Annotated in this window: 11 protein-coding genes and 1 pseudogene; 9 read left to right on the top strand and 3 right to left on the bottom strand. The window is 69.6% G+C overall.

Annotation, left to right across the window (positions count from 1 at the left end):
* Window positions 1-787: 787 nt before the first annotated feature.
* The 8 genes from OID54_RS37680 (at window position 788) to OID54_RS37645 (ending at window position 8,828) form a co-directional block, all read left to right on the top strand.
* Window positions 788-1,840, top strand: coding sequence for an LnmK family bifunctional acyltransferase/decarboxylase (locus OID54_RS37680; RefSeq protein ID WP_329011993.1), 1,053 nt, complete (start codon window positions 788-790; stop codon window positions 1,838-1,840).
* Window positions 1,837-3,009, top strand: a complete 1,173-nt coding sequence (locus OID54_RS37675; protein WP_329011990.1) for an SDR family oxidoreductase — start codon at window positions 1,837-1,839, stop codon at window positions 3,007-3,009. Before OID54_RS37680 ends, OID54_RS37675 begins: the two co-directional genes overlap by 4 nt.
* The gene (locus OID54_RS37670; protein WP_329011987.1) at window positions 2,973-3,224 is read left to right on the top strand and encodes an acyl carrier protein; all 252 of its coding nucleotides are present in this window, start codon (window positions 2,973-2,975) and stop codon (window positions 3,222-3,224) included. The genes OID54_RS37675 and OID54_RS37670 overlap by 37 nt, the downstream gene beginning before the upstream one ends.
* Complete coding sequence (locus OID54_RS37665; RefSeq protein ID WP_329011984.1) at window positions 3,221-4,447, top strand: beta-ketoacyl-[acyl-carrier-protein] synthase family protein; 1,227 nt, start codon at window positions 3,221-3,223, stop codon at window positions 4,445-4,447. Before OID54_RS37670 ends, OID54_RS37665 begins: the two co-directional genes overlap by 4 nt.
* 27 nt (window positions 4,448-4,474) lie before the next feature.
* A complete protein-coding gene (locus OID54_RS37660) occupies window positions 4,475-5,638 on the top strand; it encodes an acyl-CoA dehydrogenase family protein (RefSeq protein ID WP_329011980.1) in 1,164 nt (387 codons plus the stop codon).
* Between the two features lie 394 nt (window positions 5,639-6,032).
* Window positions 6,033-6,791, top strand: coding sequence for a hypothetical protein (locus tag OID54_RS37655; protein ID WP_329011977.1), 759 nt, complete (start codon window positions 6,033-6,035; stop codon window positions 6,789-6,791).
* A 111-nt stretch (window positions 6,792-6,902) separates the two neighbouring features.
* Window positions 6,903-7,703 (top strand): glycine-rich domain-containing protein, encoded by an 801-nt coding sequence (locus OID54_RS37650; RefSeq protein WP_329011974.1) that lies wholly within the window; start codon window positions 6,903-6,905, stop codon window positions 7,701-7,703.
* A gap of 225 nt (window positions 7,704-7,928) precedes the next feature.
* Complete coding sequence (locus tag OID54_RS37645) at window positions 7,929-8,828, top strand: FG-GAP repeat domain-containing protein (RefSeq protein ID WP_329011971.1); 900 nt, start codon at window positions 7,929-7,931, stop codon at window positions 8,826-8,828.
* Window positions 8,829-9,272: 444 nt separating this feature from the next.
* Here the strand turns inward: OID54_RS37645 and OID54_RS37640 are convergent.
* The 3 genes and pseudogenes from OID54_RS37640 to OID54_RS37630 form a co-directional block, all read right to left on the bottom strand.
* Window positions 9,273-10,040, bottom strand: a pseudogene (locus tag OID54_RS37640) (helicase associated domain-containing protein); the annotation flags it as partial.
* Between the two features lie 274 nt (window positions 10,041-10,314).
* Window positions 10,315-11,058: a tectonin domain-containing protein gene (locus OID54_RS37635; RefSeq protein WP_329011968.1), complete on the bottom strand. Its 744-nt coding sequence runs from the start codon at window positions 11,056-11,058 to the stop codon at window positions 10,315-10,317.
* A 641-nt stretch (window positions 11,059-11,699) separates the two neighbouring features.
* Window positions 11,700-14,540, bottom strand: a complete 2,841-nt coding sequence (locus OID54_RS37630; protein WP_329027183.1) for an FG-GAP-like repeat-containing protein — start codon at window positions 14,538-14,540, stop codon at window positions 11,700-11,702.
* A 693-nt stretch (window positions 14,541-15,233) separates the two neighbouring features.
* Here OID54_RS37630 and OID54_RS37625 point away from each other — a divergent pair.
* Window positions 15,234-17,975, top strand: coding sequence for a helix-turn-helix transcriptional regulator (locus OID54_RS37625; protein WP_329011965.1), 2,742 nt, complete (start codon window positions 15,234-15,236; stop codon window positions 17,973-17,975).
* Window positions 17,976-18,004: the final 29 nt, after the last annotated feature.

The raw sequence follows: 18,004 nt of genomic DNA, 5'->3' as shown, positions 1-18,004 counted from the left end.
ACATCAGCAGGAGGATCCCCTACCGCAGCCAGTGAGGGGAGGGTGGGTCGGCGGGCCGCGCCTGGATGCGCTTTGACCGTCGCCCCGGCCACAGCCCGGACATCGGGCTCCGAACGGGAGGCGATGGCGGCACCGCCAGCAGTCTCCCTCTTCGCCGCAGATGGCGGGACCGCCGGGACGGCTTACATCAGAGCGATCACCTCACCCCTCACGCGCGCGATCGTCGCCCCCTTCCGGCGGCGGGATCGCGGGAAGAGCCCCGGAACTCTTCCTGCCTTCCCAGTACTGTTCGCCCGGTATGGGCCTCGGTGACGGGGGCGCGGGCGGCACGGCGTCGCCCGGTCTGCTCTCCCCGTGCCGGCGGTACCAGCGGCCGCATCTTCACTCCCGGGACGAAGGGCAGCCCCGGAACGGACGGCAGTGACAACGCGGGGCCGGCTGCATCGGCGGCCCCCGCGCCGACGGAACCATCGGCGGCGACGGGTCCGGTGGCCGTATCAGCCTCACCTGCACCACCTGACCCGACACCCACCGCCTCGGCACGGGGGCCGGCGGTTCCGCACAGTCCGCCCTCCTTGCCCGACCGCAATCCGGCCGAGGCGGAGCAACGGTCTTCCCAGCGGATGCGGGGCTGTTCGGATGATGCGTGCCCGGGGGGGGCTGTGTCCTGTCCCTGTCCGGCTGCCGGGGCTGGTGGGATGTGGTCCCGTGTCACGGGGGCACGGGGGCGGAGGATCCGTTGCCAACCCGGGGGCGGTGAGTTCCGCTGATGAGCCGGGGTGGTGCGTTGTCCGAGAAGGTGTCCGCCTCTGCCGCTCCCGAACCTGCTCCTGTACTGGCTGGTGTCGGCTTCACCGTGCCGCAGGTGATCGCCCCGGGCTGTTTGCGCCGGCTGGTAACGGTCCAGCCGGGAATGTGCGGCCCGATCCAGTCACTGGCAGGCCGGGTCGGGGACTGGACCTGGGAGGCGGTCAGCGCCGCATGCGGGATCGAGGTGGCCGGCGCCCGGGACGCGTGCGGCGTGCCGTCCTACCTGGCGTACTGCTACTTCCGGATCGCTTCAGCCGGCGACTTCGACCCGCGCCGGCTGACATTCGGCGACCGGCTGGAAGTGGTCTCGCAGGTGTACCGTGCCGGGCCGCTGCTGGTGCTCACCGTGCACAGGATCCGCCGTGCCGAAGACGAAGACGAGGAGCCGGGGGAGGCTGTGCCGTTCGGTCCGGCCGAGTTGCACCGGGCCCCACGCGCCGACTGCTTCTACGTGGAGACCCTCAATGTCTGGCTCTCCCGGAGCACAGCCGGATCCAATGCCGCTCTGGTGCAAAGCGCGCCCGCCGGTTTCACCTCAGCTCACCTGCCAGAGATCGAACCCGCCTATTCCCCGCGTGCCCTGTGCGCCGATGTCCGCGGCCGGCACTCCTTCCCGGACCAGGACAGCGAGCCGTGGCAGCCCGTCCCGCCCGGCCTGGACCTGGACCATCCGGTGGATCTCACCCGGGACGTGAACGGCGCGGGGCTGGTGTACTTCGCCTCCTTCTTCTCCATCGCCGAAAGTGCCCAACTCATGCACTGGCGCGACCAGGGACGCGACAACCAAGCCTTCCTTGACCGCGTCGTCGAGGACGCCCGTATCTGCTACCTGGGAAACGCCGACCTGGACTCCACTCTGCGGCTGCGGCTGCGGCTCTCGCGTCATCGCCAGGACCAGGCACTGGAGAAGACGGCCATCACCATCAAGGACCTGGCCACCGACCGCGTCATCGCCGTCGGCGAGTTCCGCCACCGCACGGGCAGCTCACGGCCCACCACGCAGAAACCGGGGAGAGGGGAGCGCGGGTGAGGACACTCCACTATGTGACCGGCGGGACCGGCCTGGTCGGCTCCGCACTGATTCTGCAGCTCTCAGCCCTGGACGATGTGGACGTGGTCTGCCTGCTTCGCGGCGACCGCAGTGACGCGGAGAGCCGGCTGCACCGCACGCTGCGGCGGGCGGCCCGCGCCTATGGCACCGCGCCGAAGGTCGTGGAAAGCGCGCTGCGTCATATCCGTGTCGTGCCGGGTGTCGACCTGGCTCGTGAGGTGAGCGGCCTCGAACTGCCGGCCCCAGCCGGCGCTGGTCGGGTGGAGTTTTGGCACTTGGCCGCGTGCATGCGCTTTCGGGAGAGCGAGCGCCGCGTGACGTTCGCGACCAACGTGGCCGGTACGCGACGCGCCCTGGCCCTGGCCGACCGGGCGGGCACGCAGGTCTTCAACCTGATCAGCACCGCCTACGTGGCGGGATCGGCCCAGGGCATGACCAGGGAGGAGCCGGTTGCCGTGCCACGGGCACGCAATCCGTACGAGCGCAGCAAGATCGCGGCGGAGCGACTGGCCTTCGGTGCCCGCGATTTCGCGGTGCGGGTTCTGCGGCCCAGCGCGATCGTGGGGCACAGCAGCACGCTCGCCTACCCCGGTGTCCCCAGCGGCGCCTGCACCGTTCAGCGGCTCGTGGCGGCGTTTCACCGCTCCGCGGGCAGCGGCCCGCAACAGCAGCAGAGGCACCGGTTGCTGGTCCGTGAGGACGGGCCGCTGAATCTGGTGCCCGTCGACCATGTCGTCCGGGAAGCGCTCGAGATCAGCCGGTCGGGCCCGCCGCACGGGATCTTCCATCTGACCAACCCCACCCCGCCCACGGTCGGCGACTTTGTGCGGGCCTGTTTCTGGAACGCTGGCGGCATGGAACCCGAGTTCGTCCGTGATCAGGACGCCCTGGGCCCGGACGACCGCCTGCTGCACGAGATGCTGTCGGTCTTCCTCCCCTACCTGCGCACGACCCCGGCCTTCGGCCGGGAGCGTACCGACGCCGCCCTACGGGCCCCCGCCGCTGCCGGCTGGCTCCCCGACCCCGCGGCGCTGCGCCGGATGTTCCTGCCGTTCGCCGCCCGCCCCGCCCCCAGGTCCCACCGTCCTGATCGTCCAGTTGAGGAGTCACCGTGGCCCCCGTCCAGCAGCCGTCGTCGATGGACCTGATCCGCACCACCCTGACCGACAAGTTCGACATCGAGCCGGACAGCGCCGAGCCCGGGGCATTGCTGGCAGAGGTGGGAATGGACTCCATCATGATCGTCGAACTCGGGGTGATCATCAAAACGGAGACCGGTGCGGAGTTCACCGATGACGAGGCGGCGAGCCTGACCCTGGCCGGGCTCGCGGCGCTGGTCGACGAGCGGCGGCGCCCGGCGTGACGCACCCGCGCACGGATACGGAGGTGGTGGTGACCGGCCTCGGGATGGTCACCCCGGCCGGGTGTGACCGCGAGAGCACTTGGTCCGCCATCCGCGCCGGACGTACGAGCGCCGCGCCGGATCCGGCGCTGGCCGGCCTGCCCATTACCCTGTCGTGCCGGGTTCCCGACCTGGTGGGCGACCGGCCGATTCTGCATGGTGCGGGTTCGGCCTATCTGGATCCCGTCGCCCGGTTCGCCCTGGCCGCCGTCGCCGAGGCCCTCGAACACGCGGGCCTTGGCCCGCAGTCCTGGGATGGCGGCCGGGTGGCGGTCGTCGTCGGCTCCGGTCTCGGCGGCCTCACCACCCAGGACACCGCGCTTGCCTCCCTTGCCGAGGGCGGGGCGGGCAGCGTGTCCCCGTACTTCCACCCCGGCTACCTGATCAACATGGCCGGTGCGCAGATCGCCCTGCGACTGCACATCACCGGCCCCGGGCTGACCGTCTCCACGGCATGCGCCTCCGGGGCCACCGCCATTGGGGTGGCGCGGGACCTGCTCGCCGCCGGCAGCTGCGACCTGGCCCTGGCCTGCGGCGCCGAAGCGGGAATCTCCCGCCTGACCGTGGCCGGGTTCACCCAGCTCGGTGCCCTCTCGCCCCGCGGCTCACGTCCTTTCGACACCGACCGCGACGGGTTCGTCATTGGGGAAGGCGCCGCCGCGCTCGTCCTCGAACGCGCCGATCACGCGGCCGCCCGCGGAGTGCGACCGCTGGCCCGCCTCCTTGGCTACGGTGCTTCCACCGACGCCTTCCACGTCGTGGCCCCGCACCCGCGGGGAGAGGGAGCACAAACGGCGATCCTCTGCGCGCTCACCGACGCCGGGGTCATGCCCCGGCAGGTGGATCACGTCAACGCCCACGGCACGTCGACCCCCGACAACGACCGCATCGAAGCCGCGGTCCTGGGCCGCCTGTTTCCGCACCGGCCCCCGGTCACCTCGTCCAAAGGCGTCACCGGCCACAGCCTCGGCGCGGCCGGAGCCATCGAAGCCGCCCTGACGGTCCTCGCCATCCGCGACGGCGTCATCCCCCCGACAGCAGGCACCGAGCACATCACACCCACCATCGACGCCGATGCCGACATCGTCACCCGTACCGAACGCCCCGTCCCGGTCCGGACCGCGCTCACCAACTCGTTCGGATTCGGCGGCCACAACGCCGTCCTCGTCCTGGCCGCCCCCTGACCAACCACAACACGGAAGGAAGCCCTCATGCCCCAGGAGGACGACTGCCTACGAGCTGTCAAGGATTTCGTCCGGACCGAACTGCTGAGCGGGAAGCACGACCTCGACTCCCTGACCACCCTTCCGATGCCCGTGTACGAGGCCTTCGCCGAGACCGGCTGCGCGAACTGGTGGCTGCCCAAGGAGTACGGAGGCGCCGGCAAGGGCCTGGAGGTGAGCGTCGACATCGTCGCCGAACTCGCCTACGGCGACGCCGGGGTGGCGTTCGCCCTGTTCATCTCCCTGCTCTCCACCACGGCCCTGGCCCTGTACGGCAGCGACGACCTCAAAACCGGCTATCTCACCGCGCTGGCGGCCGGAAACGGGTTCGCCGCGACCCTCGCCAGCGAGCACGAAGCCGGCAGCGAGCTGTCCCGGACCGCCACCACGGTCCGCCGCGAGGGCGACACCCTCATCCTCGACGGGCACAAAGCCTTCTCCACCAACACCGCATTCGCGCACTTCGTGATCGTCATCGCCCGGAGCGCCGACAACGAGAAGGACTACCACGCGGTCCTCGTCCCTGGGGACACCCCCGGACTGCTGGTGGACAAACGCTGGAACGTGATCGGCCTGCGCGCATCGGGCACCTACCAGGTCACCCTCGACAACTGCCGCGTCCCCGCCGCGAACCTCCTGGAAGGCCACGGCCTGCGCATCCTGGAAGCCGGCCTGAACACCAGCCGGGTCCTGATCGCCGCGACCGCTGTCGGCCTGGCCCGCCGGATCCGCGACCTGTGCATGGACTACGCCAAAACCAAGACCGTCAAAGGCGCACCCCTGGCCCGCAACGACGTCTTCGCCGCCAAACTGGGCCAGATCGACATGCAGATCGCCGTGATGCACGACCAGTGCCGCACAGCGGCCCGCGAGCAGGACGAGATCGCCGCCCGCCCGGACGCCCCGGCACACCTCCTGCGCCAAGGGGCCCTCAAATCGGCGGTCGTGGCGAAAATGTTCTGCGGACAGGCAGGCTGGCGCATCGCCTGCGAGGCCTCCGAAATGTTCGGCGGCTACGGCTACACCGATGAATCCCCCATCGGTAAACTCGTGCGGGACATGCGCTTCGCCTCCCTCATCGAAGGCGGCGACGACGTCCTGCGGCAACTGCTCTACACCCGGTTCGTCATCCCGCCCGCCAAACGATCCTGACCACCACTCCAGACCGTCTGCACTCCCAGCCGGTCGTGCGGCCGTGCTGTGCCGAAGTCTGTCGGCCCGGTGGCGGGGAAGGTCTGCCGAGCCTCGTGCGCGCCGGCACCCGCAGAAGCGGGAGGGCGACGGGAGCATGCGTGCACCCGGCGGCTCCGGGACCTCCCGAGAGCGCACCGGCTGCCCCTGGCGGATGGCCCGCCTAGCCTGTACGGGTATACCACGGCCACCCGCCTGCGTGTCGTGTGCCGCCCCCGGCGACCGGTGTGTTCACCGTGAGGGCATGAACCCCTACCGCAGGACCCGCGCCCCCCGCCCTCCCCGTTCCTCTGACTCTGCTTCTTCCCCTCGCGGGCGGGGGCTGGTGCTGGCGGCGGCGGGAGGAGCGCTGGTGATGACCGTGGGAGCGGCCGTACCCGCCGGTGCTGCCGTGCCGGTGGCACCCGTGTCCCGTGTGGTGTCGACGCAGGTGTTCACCGAAGAGGGGGTGTTCACGGTGCCGGAGGGAGTCACCCGCCTCGCTCTCGTCCTGATCTCCGGCGGGAGCATGGGCGGTGACGGCGGCAGGGGCAATTTCCACGGCGGGGGCGGCGGGGGCGGCGGCGGAGGGGGCGGCAGGATGAACTGCACCATCAGGATCGCCCCGGGCGACCGGCTCACCGCAATCCCCGGCGCGGGAGGCGACCGGGTCCTCGTGAACGGCAACCGCTACACCTACGGCGAAGGGGCGCCGTCCATCATCCGCCGCACCGACGGCGACCCCGAGGACTACAACTCCTACATCGCCATCTCGGCCGAAGTGCTGGCCGGGCAGGGCGGCGGGCCCGCGCACGCCCCGTATGGCGGTGCCACCGGCCACGCGGGCCCCGGCGGTGGCGGGGGGAGCAGCCTCATCCCGTACTGCGAGCAGGGCGCCTATCGCACGGACGGAGGCAAGGGCGAGACGGGCAGTAGTGGTGAGTCCTACGGCGGGGGCGGCCGGGGCGGGGTGGGCGGCGCGCCGGGCGGGCCGGTGCCCGAGGAGTGCCTGCCCGACACCGGCCGGGGAGGTGACGGCGGGCGGGGCGGCAGCGGCGTTCCCGAGGGCGGCACCAGGGGCGAACACGGCGGGCTGGGACACGCCGGATGCATCGCCATCACCTACGGCAACTGAACCCCGCCCCGGCCCGGCACCGACGGACCCCGGCTGACTGGTCCACGATCAGCGGTCCCCCATGTGCCGCCACGGTGCGCGGCGCCGGGCCCGGGGCTTCATCGTGAGTGCATGAGCGCACATCACACACCCGCCACCCAGGTCTCCTTCCGCGGCCGCGTCCGCCGCTCGTCCCTCGCCGTGACAGCTCTGTCCTGTCTGGCGATGACGGCTCTGGCACCGCAGCCCGCCGCAGCCCAGAGCCGCGCCATCAACGTCAGGGTCTTCGGGACCAACGGGACATTCACCGTCCCGGCCAATGTCACCACCCTGACGGCCACGCTGATCGGCCCCGGCGGCGGAGGCGGGGCCGGCGGACGCGGAACAGGCGGCTTCACCGGCGGCGGGGGCGGAGGCGGGGCCGGCGGACCGCGCCTGGAATGCGTCCTCACGGTCACCCCCGGCCAGATCCTGACCATCCGGCCCGGCGAGGGAGGCGAAGGCGGCACCACCACCCTCCTCGGAGCCACCCCCGGCGGACTCGGCGAACCGGCGTCCATCACCGCCGACACCGAACTCCTCCCGCGCGCGATCACCGTCCCGCCCGGCGGCGGCCTCGGCGGCGGCCCCGCCACCGCGCCCGTCCTCGGCCTGCCCGGCCTCCTCGGCGGCGGCGGCCTCGGCGGCACCGCCGCCGCCGAGCAACTCTCCCAGTGCCAGGGCACCGGCCGCACCCTCACCCCCGGCGAGGAAGGCACCCGCGGAACCGACGGCAACGGAGGCGGCACGGGAGGAACAGGCGGCAGACCCGCCACCCTGTTCTGCCCCACCGGCAGCGGCAACGGCGGAACCGGCGGCAACGGCGGCACCGCAGCAGGCACGGACGGAAACGACGGCAACGGAGGCTGCGTCAGCCTCACCTACACCACCTGAACCGACAGACACTACTGCGGCACGGGGCCAATGCCCGCGCCCACGCAGCAGCGCTGCCCGCCCGGCGGCCACGAACCGGACGCTCCCGTCCGATAACCCGCCTGCGGCGGCACCGGCCGGGAGCAGCGGTCCCTGCAACCACGGCCCGCCGCGCACTGTCGCTCCGGCGCCTACACCGTCCTCAAGCCGCTCGCCAACACGGAGTCCAAGTACGACTACATCTTCGTGAGCAAGGACCACTTTAAGAACGTCGCCGCGGATGCGCTGCCCCGCAACGCCTTCTCGGATCACTATCCCTATCGCGGCGCCGCGACCTGGTCACACTGCAACAACCCCGCCGACGGCAAGGCCGACCTCCTCCGCCGCGGCGCCGACGGCAACCTGTACCGCCACTTCGGCGGCCACTCCCAGATGATGCTCCACGCGCTCTACTGCAAGGTGGGCGCGGCTTGGAACGCCGACTGGACCTCCATGCGTCATCTTGCCCGCGCAGGGGACACGGACGGCGACGGCACCGAGGATCTCTACGCCATCGACAACACGGGCAGCCTCCGCTTCTTCCCCGGAGACCCGACCGAGACATTCTTCCGCTGGCCCCGCGCCCTCGCCCCCACCGCGTCCTGGCCCAACACCGTCAACATGATGGCCGTGAGCCCGGACATGAACGGCGACGGGGGCCGCGATCTGGTGGTCCGGGTCACCGGCGGCACGCTGACGCGCATCTCCCTCCTGTCCGACGGCAGCCCGGGGAACAGCACCGACATCCCCACTCCCGGTGCCGAGTCGTGGTCCGACTACAACAAGATCGTGGCTCCCGGTGACATCACCGGTGACGGCACCCCCGACCTCGTGACCCGCACCCCCGCCGGACTCCTCTACCTCTACGAGACTGGCCCCAACAACACGTTCAAGCCCCGTGTCCAGATCGGCTGGAGCTGGAACCAGTACGACGACTTCACGGCCCCCGGCGATGTGAATGGGGACGGCAAGTCCGACCTCCTGGCGCGCGACACCAACGGCAACATGTGGTACTACGCCGGGCTAGGCGCGCTCAACGGCACCGCGGCCTTCGCCACCCGAGTCCAAGCTGGCTACGGCTACCCCTCCGGCGAGACCCTCTTCTAACGCCCTTCCGCACGGCCAGGGCCCGAAGCGGTGTCCCAGGGTCTGTCCTGGCCCTGGCCGTGCACAGCGATCGACGCTCTCCGTCCCGTCCGGCGTGCGCACGGTTCACACGCTCTTGCGGCCCTGGGCGTCGCAACGCGCCGCTGGCGGTGCCCCAGCCTGATGCCGGTTCCGGCGTAGTGGTGCTGGATGCGATCTCTCGGTTTGGTGTCAGTGGAGTCATGTCAGTGACGGCATGTCAGGTTGCTGTGTTTGTGCTGGTGGTGGCGTGTTCGGCGGGTCGGGTCACGCCGAGGGTGCAGCAGAGTCCGCATTGCACCTCTGACCTGCCAGAACATCCGCCGAACCATGGGCCACAGGACCGGACCTCGAGCCTTCAAGAGGCCCGGGGTCCGGTGTGCACTTCGCTGGACCGTCCGGTTCAACGACCGGTTGGATGCTGTGTCACGCCCATTCGATGCCCAACTCCCGCAGCGCGTCCAACTGCTCCGGGGTGAGCTTGTCCCTCCTGGAACGAACATTCGATGTCCATACGCCTAGTTTGACGATCACCGGTTCCGTCTCACCGTCGACCGCGATCGGTTCAGCGTGTCCCCTCGACACCGGCCGGCCTGTGCCCTCCCGTTCCACCCACTGTGCGAGGGCTGTGAGGCCCCGTTGGAACGCCTGCTGAGCCTTGCTCGACCCCTTCGCCGCGCTGCCTGCTGCTGGGGTGGGAGTCGGAACCCCACCGGGCTGCACGCCCAGCGCGGTCAACCGCTCCTGCTGCTCGGGCGACAGCTGCTTCCAGGTGCCTGGTTCTTGTTGTCGCCAGCGCCAGGCGCCGATGTCGTCGCTGTCGAAGTGGACGCCGGGTTGGATGTGGGGGGAGTGGCCGTTGGCGTCGACGAGGTCGGCGAGGACGCGGTAGTGGCGTTGCCAGTTCAGCGGCCAGGGGCAGTCCCAGTCCTCATCGATCGCGGTGAGCTGCTGCGCGCGCATGGTGGCCCGCTCGGTGTTCTTCCCCAAGCCGCCTTTCCGGCGCAGGTTGGCGAGGTGCTGCCCGATGGGCACCATCGCCTCGCCCTCGCCCCACACCGCGTCCTGCCTCGGCGCGAGATGCCCGGTCGCCCGCCGACACGAGCGGAGCGCGGCGAGCTTGCTCTCCTACGCCTCCTCGCCGGGTTCCCACACCATCCCGGCCTCCGGCGCGTGCTGACTCTCGCTTCGTCGCCCAGGTGAATTCTCGCTGAGATGCCCGAGCGGGAGGGAGACGAATCTCCTGGTGGCAGAGCACGGTCTACACGCAGCGATAGCGAACTTGCTGAGAAATCTGCGTACCGGCTCGCGAGAAAGACCTGTTCAGCGACGCGGGAATCCCCACGTGGTGCGGGCCGGGCGGATGTCTGCCGTCACCGGTGGCAGGCCGTCTGGCCGGGACGGGGTGAAAGCCGCATGGGGTGCCGGGCTGTCATGTTCGGGGCACCCCATCGGCGTGTGTCTAGGCCTAACCCGGCTGGTCGCCGGCGTAGCGGTAGATGTCGCCGGCGCTGTTGACGTGCCAGACGGTGCCGTCGGAGGCAGCACCGATATCGACGGCTTCGCCGGGGATCTGGACCCAGGGGCTGGGGTCGCCGGCGTCGTTGCCGGAGAACTTGTAGATGTTGCCGTTGGAGTTCACGCCCCACACGTTGGTCCGCGAGCCGACGGCGATGCGGGTGAGGTTGCCGCGGATGTGGACCCAGCGTGAGGAGCCTTGGATGTTCTGGTCGCCGGCGTAGCGGTAGATGTTGCCGCCGCTGTTGACGCCCCAGACGGTGCCGTCGGCGCCGGCGCCGATGTCGGACAGCGAGCCCGGAATCGGAACCCACGCACTGGGGTCGCCGGCGTCGTTGCCGGAGAACTTGTAGATGTTGCCGTTGGAGTTCACGCCCCACACGTTGGTCCGCGAACCGGCAGCGATGCGGGTGAGGGAGCCGCGGATCTGGACCCAGCGTGAGGAGCCCTGGATGTTCTGGTCGCCGGCGTAGCGGTAGATGTTGCCGCCGCTGTTGACGCCCCACACGGTGCCGTCGGCCCCTGCGCCGATGTCGGACAGCGAGCCCGGAATCGGAACCCAGGGGCTCGGATCCCCGGCGTCGTTGCCGGAGAACCGGTAGATGTTGCCGTTGGAGTTCACGCCCCACACATTGGTCCGCGAGCCGGCAGTGATCGCCGTGAGACCGCCTGAGATCTTGATCCACTCGGGCATAGAGCCTTCCTTTCTTGCTAGGGATGGTGCACTCGCATCATCGGAGGAAAGACCGGACGCCAAACGGATCAATTTTCAGATCATTCGTTGAAATGGCGCAGATGGAACGTTTGAGGCACCTCGTCGTTGCGCGCCCCGCTGTGTACTGACGGGTGTCACCGCCCCCGTGACTGAACATCGCCGTAACGCACAGGAGTGATCGACTTGTCACGCGGTTGACCACCGCCCGCCGTATCGGCGAGCGATTGCCCCCTCTGGACGCAGTGGTCGCTCTGACACGAGACCCCGGGAATCTCGCGGTCCTCACGGAACGTCATCGTCAACAGCACCCCACCTGCCCGCGGAGGCCCCTCAGCTGCGCCACTGCTTTCCGGTACGTCCCCGTCACGCGACCGCCCCCGCAAGGGGGACCCGGCCGGGCAGCTGAGGGCTCCCACCTTTCGGCGGGAGCCCTCAGCGATCGGGTTCAGCTCGTCTGGCATCCGGTGAAGTCCGGCCCGCGCGGCTGGATCGCGCTGTTGCGGCGGGCCGGATCTCTGTCCTGCCGGTGTCGGGACGATCAGTTGCTTCGACGTAGTGGGCGGTCATGCACAACGGTGCCGGACGGACTCCGAGGCCGAAGTGACCGCCCGGGTCGAGGGTCAGGTACCGATGCGGACTTGGCCGCCGTTCCATGAGTTGTCGGTCGAGCCGGTGGCGATGGTGCCGATGTTGTTCCAGCCGCCGATCCCGTTGGTGTTGAGGTGTGCTCGGACGCTGCCGTTGGCGCCGACCACGAGGTAGTCCGCTTTGCCGTCGGCGTTGATGTCGGCGAAGCGGACTTGGCCGCCGTTCCATGAGTTGTTGTTGGAGCCGGTGGCGATGGTGCCGATGTTGTTCCAGCCGCCGATCCCGTTGGTGTTGAGGTGTGCTCGGACGCTGCCGTTGGCGCCGACCACGAGGTAGTCCGCTTTGCCGTCGGCGTTGATGTCGGCGAAGCGGACTTGGCCGCCGTTCCATGAGTTGTTGTTGGAGCCGGTGGCGATGGTGCCGATGTTGTTCCAGCCGCCGATCCCGTTGGTGTTGAGGTGTGCTCGGACGCTGCCGTTGGCGCCGACCACGAGGTAGTCCGCTTTGCCGTCGGCGTTGATGTCGGCGAAGCGGACTTGGCCGCCGTTCCATGAGTTGTTGTTGGAGCCGGTGGCGATGGTGCCGATGTTGTTCCAGCCGCCGGCCCCGTTGGTGTTGAGGTGTGCTCGGACACTCCCGTTCGCACCCACCACCAGATAGTCGGTCCTGCAATCGCCGTTGATGTCGGCGAAGCGGACCTGCTCGCCGTTCCATGAGTTGTCGGTCGAGCCGGTGGCGATGGTGCCGATGTTGTTCCAGCCGCCGGCCCCGTTGGTGTTGAGGTGTGCTCGGACACTCCCGTTCGCACCCACCACCAGATAGTCCGCCCTACCATCAGCGTTGACGTCGGCGTCGCAGTCATAGGAGATCCGGCCCGGTGCGGGCTGGATGTTCACATTCTCGGTGATCCAGCTGTCCGTGGCGGCTCTGGCCAGCCCGCCGTAGAAGGCGGTGGCCATCTTCGCGTAGCCGCTGTCGTTGGGGTGGAGACCGTCTTGAAGGTCTCCGTTGTCGAGGGTGTCGAAGCGCACTAGGCCGACCTTGTGGCCCTTGGCCCGGCGGTCGTCCACCAGCTGGGGCAGCGCGTTGTTGAAGGCGTCGACGCGGGCCTGTGCCCCAGTCCTGCTGTTGGGTACCAGGGTGGCGACCAGCACGGTGATGTCGGGTGCGGCGGTCAGGATCTGGTCGATCAGGCCGGCCAGCCTCGCGGGTGCGGTGGCCGCGTTGTGGTTCCGGTTGATGTCATTGCTGCCGGCGTGGAGGGTCACCACATTCGGTTTGGCCGTCACCAGCCATGGCTCGATGCCCGCTGCCAGCTGTTCGATCAGATAGCCCGAGTGGCCTTCGTGGTCACGGTCGGGAGATGTGCCGTGCTGGAGCGATCCGACGAAGTCCAGAACACCCGCGTTCCCCTCGGTCGTCAGTCGCTGGCGCAGCGCTTTGCGGTAGCTGTCGCCGTCGCCGGTGCCTCCGACGCCCTGGGTGATCGAGTCGCCCAGCGGCATCACAGCGAGCCGGTTGACCCGCCAGTCGGGGGTCACACTGTCTCCTGGTGTACCTCCGTATCCAGGGGTGTCACTGGCGTAGGTGTAGGTGTTGAGGGAGTTGACGGCAAGTCGCGCGGGGCTGTTGGCGGGCGGCCTGTGGTGGTCGATGGCCAGGAAGTTCGGCTTCTTCCGTGCGGCCGGACGGCAGAAGCGCTCGGCGCGGTCCTGAAGCTTCTCATTGTCGGTCTCGGCGACATGCGCGAGCGTCTCTCGCCTGAAGTGGTTCATGACGAAGAGCCGGCGGAACTTCCCCTCCTCCTTGAGAAGCGGAACATTTCCCCAGCGGGTGTTGCAGGTCCAGTCGGAGGTTTCGGCCGGCGGACCCATGGACCAGTGGTTCTCCACCGTCCAGTCCTGACCGAACATGACTCCGAAATCCTCGCGACCCGGCCTGTCGGAGAAGATCAGCAGCCGTTTGTTCTGGGTGACCATCGATGAGACCTTGGGCCAGCCCTGAGTCTGAACGCCCTGGGTTCTCGGGTTGAAGATCAGCCCGGCCAGCGCCGGGACCGCGGCGAGTTCCTGTTGGAGGAGCGTTGCCGGGAGGTAGTCCTCGATGAAGACCGTCAGCACCTCGTTGGGGTTGGCCGCGAGCCAGGTGGCGATCGTGTTCAGACCGCTGTTGAGTGTCTGGTTCGACATGAAGCAAACCGCATCGTGGCAGAGGTAGGCCACTCCGCTGTAGTCCCAGACATCGAGCATGAGGGCGCGAACGCCCGAGTCCAGCTGCTGCTTCATGGAGAACGGCTGATTTGCGAACACCGTCACACCGTTGTCGTCGAAGTTGTTGTTGTAGGAGTTGTGGGTGGTGAGGAATGTCATCTGATCGAAGGTGGGATCGGCCGGCATGGGTGAGCGCGGCGGATCGAGGGGAGTGACGTACCAGCTCTCTGCGTCCGTCTTCGCGCCGGTGAGGCTGAGAGTGTCGCCCGGCGCCCCGGTCAGATGTGAAGCGGTGCCCGGCTCGGTGATGCGGTAGCGGTCACCGGCGAGCCACTGGAAACGCCACTCGCTCGCGGTACCACCGCAGCTCTGGAGGGTGATAGCAGGGGAAGCGGAGCCGTTCCTGGTGACACAGCGATCGGCCTGGGACGGCACCTTGATCCGGTAGACGCCGGTGGAGACCAGCTCCAGCTGTACCTGTTGATGGTCCTCGTTGCCCTTGGGCGCGGTCGATCTGACGCCGTCGTCCTGGCCGCTGATCTGGTGACCGCTCTGGAGGTTTTGCAGATAGACGAGAGAGTTGGTGATCGGTTCGCCCGGGGCCGCGGCGGCGGCACCGATACCGGCGGTGAACACCCCGGTGGTCAGCAGCCCCGCTGTCATTGTCACGGCCAGCGCATGGGCGACGGCGCGCCGGGAGCGAACGGCCCCCGGTGCGCGGCACATCCCCGGCGGGGTGGGTATCGCACGGGGCGTTGCGGCCAGCGCGGGCGGTCTAGGGAGCCGTCTTCGTCCGGAAGCGGGGCGGAGCACCTCGGCCAGGCGGGCAAGGCATCTTTGCGTAAGGAGTCCTCTGGTCAACTCTTCACCTTTCATCAACTTGTACGAGTGCATGGCATGGCGGATGCCGGGAGAGAGATGCGCACGGGTCCAACGGGCCGGTGCGCACGCGGTAGGGGCGGGTGCCGTCTCCCGAGGGGGCTCGGCGAAGCCCCTGCCACGGTGCCGCTCCAGGCCCCTTTCGTCCGGGAGGCGTACAGGCTCTCCCGGGCTGGAGAGGGGAGCCGCTACGGAGGGACGGGACGGGCTGTCCCTGCCGTGCGGACGCGAAGTACGGGCGGGGGAGGGGCCTTCGTGGTGCCGGACACGCAACTCCCTTGCGGCGTCGATTTCCGAGTTCCCGGGTGTTCGGACACGACAGCGCATATCGGAGCGCTCTGGCAGGCAGTTGCCGGTGGCGTGCCCGTCATCCTTCCGAAACTCCGTGGTCAGGGCATCGTGGAAAACCACGAACCCGGAGTGAGACCCGCTACGGATGGGAAAGGTGGTTCGAGCAAGTTTCTCTGGGGAGGGCGCATGTCCGAGTTGTTATTCGAGCGGGCCGGGGCACTCGCGGCGGCGGCGCGCGGTGCCTCGTCGGCACGCTCCGGCCGGGGCCGCTGGCTGCTGCTGCGCGGGGAAACGGGATCGGGGCGCAGCGCGCTGCTTGAGGAGATCGTGCGGCGGGAGACGACGGAAGGCACGCTCCGGCTCCTGCGGGCCCGTGCCGCACCGGAGGAGTCCCGTTTCGCATATGCGACGATACGGCAACTCTTACCCCCGTACGGGCCCTTGCCCTTCGATGCACCGGAGGAAGCGGAGGAGCAGCGGATACTCCACCGATTCATGGACGGTCTCGCCACGGATGCCGCCCGGCGACCGGTGCTGCTGGCGGTGGACGGTCTGGACTTCGTCGACGGGCCGTCGCGCCGGTGGCTGTGCCATCTCACCCGCCGACTGGCGGATGTCCCGGCGCTGCTGGTCCTCACCGGTACGGGAGCCTCGGCCGGACCGGGAGGAGGCCGGATCCCCGGTGACGGGGGAAGACTGTGCGAGACGACCGGCGAGGAGATCCCCCTCCCCTCCCTCGGCTCCGACTCCCTCATACAGCTGCTCGCTGCGCGGGGCGTCAGCGAGGAGGCAGCCGACTGGTACGCCGCGATGAGCACAGGCAACCCGATGCTGCTGCACGCGCTACTCGCCGACCTCCCCGAAGGAGCGCTGCCGCACTCCCCGGCCGGTTTCCCCGGCCCCCGCTTCCGCGACGCTCTCCCCCAGTGGCTGAACTCCTCCGACACACCGGCCCGTCACCCGCTCGCCCTGGCGATGGCACTCGCTGGTACCCGGCGGGCGTCCGATCCCGCACTTCTCCACGAGGTGGCCGGCCTCCCGCCGGACGAACGGGCCGAGGCGCGTCTTGTCACTCCGATGCTGCGGATGCTCGGACACCCGGCCGCCCGTGAAGCCGTCATCGGTGCCGCCGACCCCGCCGTACGCGAAGTGTTCCGCCGACGCCTGGCCCACGCTCTCTACGAGCGCGGCGTACCCGCTCCAGAGATCGCCGACCATCTGCTGCGGCTGGGGCGGATAGACGAAAAATGGATGACGCACGCCCTGGAGGACGCCGCCGAGCAGGCGCTCCACTCGGGTCATACGGAGCGGGCCGCGCGGCTGTTGCAGCGAGCCCTGTCGGGGCCTGTGGGTCCCGCCGGGCACAGCGAGATCTGCCTGCGTCTGGCGGCTCTGGAGACACTGCGGTCCACCGAGGCCGGCATCCGCCGCCTCCACGGAGGTCTACAGCGCGCCGATTGCCACGACCCGTACGCGATCGCCTCCGCCCTCAGCGGGGTACTCGCCGCACAGGGCCGCACCCGTACGGCGATCCGAGTGATGGAAGAAGCGGGCGGCAGGCTCGCCGACCAGCGGCTGAGCGTAGCGGTCCGGATCACCGTCGCCGGGATCTCCAACCATGAGGGCCGGGAGTGGCACAGCACGGCCACCGAGATGCGCACCCTGCTCAACACGGCCCCCAGCACCGTGGAACCACCGGTGTATGCCCTGGTCACCCTGCACGAGGCGGGGACGGGGAAACTCGATGCGGCCACGACCGTCGCCCGGATCACCTCCCGTATCAGCACCCCCATTGAACCGGAGCTGCGCGCGGGCTGGCGGATCGCCGCGGCCTCGCTGCTGGAGTGGGCCGATCACCTTGACGAGGCCAGATCCCTCGTCGAACAGGAGCTGCCCCCGCCTCCCGAGCCCCCGGACTTCACCCATATCGGAACCCAGTACCTGCTCACCACCCGAGCCACCGTCGATCTCCGGAGAGGACACTTCCAGCGGCTCATCAGCGAGAACACTCCACTCATGGAGGCCGCACGGAGCCGGGCCGTCCAACTGCCCTATCTGCACGCCATGGTGGCCCTGGCCTGGCACGAGCTCGGACACGGCGAGAAGGCCCAGCAGCAGCTCACGGCACTCGGCCCGGAGCCCGCGTCCGCGTCCTGGGGGTGGGAAGAGGTCCGCTGGGCCCGCGCCCGCATGCACGCGTCCGCGGGCCGCTGGGCGGAAGCGCTCGACAACTATCAGGAGTGCGGCGCCCGGCTGACCGCCCGCGGCTTTGTGATCCCCGTCAGCCAGCCGTGGCGATCCGGCGCGGCCATCGCCCTCGCCCGACTCGGCCGGTACACCGAGGCGGTTGCACTGGCGGAGGAGAACTTGCGGTACGCCCATGTCTGGGGCACCCCCCGTGTCATCGGAGTCGCGCTGCGGGCGCTGGCCGTGGCGACCGGGGGAACCAGGGGCTTGGGTCTTCTCACGGAAGCCGTGGAGTCGCTGCGCGCGGCACCGGCCGTGGTCGAGCTGATCGAGGCGCTGGCCGACCTCGGCCGGGCGCAAGCGGCCGCCGGCCAGCACCGCAAGGCACGCACCAGCCTCCGTGAGGCCATGCACCTGGCCCAGCGGCTCGCCCCCGAGTCCCCAAGGGCCGCACTCTGCGCGGAACCCCGGGTACCGCGCCTGGTAGCCGACATCGGCCACGACCTGAGGTCGGCGGGAACCCGCAAGGGCCACGACGACGGCGCATGCTGCGATCGGCTCTCCGCGGCGGAGCGACGGGTGGTTGACCTCGCTGTCCAAGGGCTGACCAACAGCCAGATCGGTGCTGCTCTGGAGCTGGCGCGCCGTACGGTCGAGAGCCATTTGACGAGTGCCTACCGGAAACTCCGCGTCTCCCGGCGGACCCAGTTGGCCGCCCGGCTCACCATCCCGCCCCCCTGAGCCCGCGCGGGCCTACCGGTTTCGACATC

This window comes from Streptomyces sp. NBC_00690 (assembly GCF_036226685.1).
In the GTDB taxonomy this organism is placed as follows: Bacteria; Actinomycetota; Actinomycetes; order Streptomycetales; family Streptomycetaceae; genus Streptomyces.
The sequence above is the reverse complement of the archived record's forward strand: the minus strand, read 5'-3'. Positions and strand labels throughout refer to the sequence as shown.